1 protein-coding gene is annotated in these 3,168 nt (G+C 32.3%); it reads right to left on the bottom strand.

Annotated elements, in window-relative coordinates; translation table 11 throughout:
- Positions 1–91 precede the first annotated feature (91 nt).
- A complete protein-coding gene (locus KTQ83_RS11495; RefSeq protein ID WP_217256893.1) occupies positions 92–3,103 on the bottom strand; it encodes an RICIN domain-containing protein in 3,012 nt (1,003 codons plus the stop codon).
- Between the last annotated feature and the right edge of the window lie 65 nt (positions 3,104–3,168).

Below are 3,168 nucleotides of genomic sequence, written 5' to 3'. Positions count from 1 at the left end.
CTACAATAATTTAAAGCCGGTATTTTCACATAACCCTACACTATTTTAGAGCGCCAAAATAACCAAGCGCATTTCTACGCCTGGTTATAATTTAAATCTTTGTTAATTTAAATTTTTGAGCATTTGTACCATTACTCTTATACAATTGTATATTTTGCCAATTTATAACTTTTCCAGCATTAATATCTAATACGTAGTTCGCATCTAAAGCAGATACAAAAGTCAAACTACCATCCGTATTTTTCTTCGCAATCCACTTTTGAGCATAGGTACCATTTGATTCATATTGCCAAATATTTGAGCCATTTCGAACAGTCGCATTTGAAACATCTAAAGCCTTATTTGACCCAACATTGATAAATGTAATGTAGCCAACAGAATCTTTTTTCAGCTGCCACTTTTGTGCATTCGTATTATTCGATTTATAAATCTGTAAGTTACCACGATTAGCCTTTGAACCATCCTTTATATCTAATACATAATTTGGATTCACATAATTTGAAATTACATATGTTGCTTCTGTAATATCAGCATTGTATTCTTTTGCCATAGTATCTAATTTTTCACGTGGAGAAACATATGTTGAAAAATACCAACGTTGTGCTAACGTATCATTTGATTTATAAGTTTGAATGTTTTGATAATTCTTTACTAATGCAGAATTCAAATCTAATACATAACTTGTATTCAAAGCTGATATAATTTTAAAACCATTACCTTCTTGTACTACAATCCATTTTTGAGCATATGTATTATTAGAAGTATATTGACTAATATTCTGTCCATTATAAGCAGATCCATCTTTGACATCGATTGCTTTTCCTGAACCAATATTTATAAACGTAACATACCCTTTTGAATCATGGTTTACTTTCCATCCTTGTGCTAAAGTACCATTACTTTGATATAGTTGAATATTACCAAAATTCACTTTAGAACCACCATTTACATCTAATACATAACTAGTATTTAAAGTGGAATTGATTGTATATGTACCATCTGCTAAAGTATTCTTATTTTTCTGTGCTAAATCATCTATTTCTTCACGAGAATTACTAACTTTCAATAATTTCCATGCTTGTGCAGAAGTTCCATTTTGTGTATAAATTTGAACTTTATTGCCATTATCTAATTTTGCTCCGTTCAAATCAAATACATATCTAGAATCCCAAGCCGAAGAAATAATCCACTGTCCATTACTATTTCTAGTAAAAATGAATTGAGCTGCTTTTGAAGAAGCATTTACTCCTTGAATTAATGAATTATAATTTCCCATTGTATTCCAATTTGTACTAATACCTACATATAAATTAGAACCTGTATTCTTAATCGTATAATATCCATTTTGATTTTTATGAATCTCAAATCTTTGTGCCTGTGTACCATTCCAACTATAAATTTGCGCATGTGCACCTGATGCTTTAGATCCATCTTTTATATCAAGTACTTTATTACTATTTAATGAAGAAATAATTTCATAAGTTCCATTAGACATTTCATCCTTAATGATGTCAAAAGAAACCATCAATTTACCAGTAAAGGCATTAATACCAATAATCGTAGCTGTACCTTTACCTAAATTTACATTATTTGAATAAACAACTTTATAATCTCTACCTTGAACCAACGCTGTATTCTTCATTGAAAGATTTACTTCTGGTTCAACATTCTTACCTGTATAATATACTTTTCCTACATGAGCATTTCCCTTAGAAACATCTAGATATAAATTTTGATCTCTAAGTTTTCCTAACGAGAAGAATGGACCACCATTCTTTTTATCACCACTATCCCATGATGGATGATTGAAGACCTCACTAATATGTACACGACCATTACGTGAACTTGTATATGGATCATACACTGTTGTATAGCCCTGTGCATCTAAGCCAAATAATAATATTTCATGCGTTACACCATACCATGGACAGAATTTTCCACCACCAACAGCCGCCGCAATCATATTCCCCTTTAACAATTCTTGTTTAGCCGATTCTACATTTAAATTACTCTTATAACTTAAGCCAAATTTATTTGCAACAAACTGCCAAGAATCTCCACCAGTACCAATGGAACTCGTGTTAAAGTATCCAGCATTATGTAAAATTTGACCCACTTGATTAGGCGTATAGTTTGTACCATTGATTGTATTTACAATCATAGTCACTGTAGTTGGAACACAACCTGAACCACCAAAATAATAATTACCAACTACATCCCAAGCCCATCTGCCATCATTTTGGCAATAGTAAGAAACGCCTTCCCAACTCGCTTTAGTAATAAAACCATTGCTATCCGTGTTATAAGTTACCTTATCAATCTTAAAAGTACCTGTTTGTCTTCTTCCAAGATTATCATAGTACTTAGCACTATTCCCCATATTCACAAAACCAACAGATAAACTACCATCTTCCTTGAAGTTGTACCAATATCCATTGGCCTGCTTTTCACCAACACTTTGAACTCCATTATCAAAATAATAAATTTTCCCATCTAAATTTATCATTCCACTATAGGCAGCCCCATTCTCTAAGTAGTAGTGTAATTTACCATCTTCTTTTCTTAAAGAATATACGGCAATACCCGTTTCTTGATCATGAAGAACTTGTAAACCCGTCTGCATCATACCAGATTCATTAAAGTAATAAGAATCTGTACCAATTGTTTTAAAACCAGTTACCTTATTACCATTCTCATCAAAATAATATTTTTGACCATCAATCTCTGCAAAACTATTCGTAACATAAGCACCATCTTTAACATACTGTAAAGAATCACTTGACCAACCATCAGTTAATTTAGCACTAGTTTCACTACCACCACCAACTGTTGTAGTTTCATTTTCATCTTCTGTCTTTTCAGGAACTGTAGTCTCTTCATCTTCTTTTGGAACATCTGTTTCTTCTGTGTTTTCAGGAACATTTGTATCTTCAACAACTGCATCAATAACATCCGTTAATTTATCTTGATTTTCAACAGGTGCAGTCTCTTTTACTGGTTCAACACTTGTCTCTTCAGCATGAACGATAGTATCTGCAAAATTATAACTCATAACCGCTGCAAGAACGGCAAAACCAACCTTAGCAATATCTCTATTATTCATTATGTATAACCCTGGTATATTGTAATTGACCCATCTAGCTGGTCATTTACAACATACATCTCCTT

The sequence above is a fragment of the Holdemanella porci genome (assembly GCF_019052655.1).
Classification (GTDB): domain Bacteria; phylum Bacillota_I; class Bacilli_A; order Erysipelotrichales; family Erysipelotrichaceae; genus Holdemanella; species Holdemanella hominis.
Note: the sequence above shows the minus strand (reverse complement) of the source record. Positions and strands in the feature narration are given on the sequence as shown.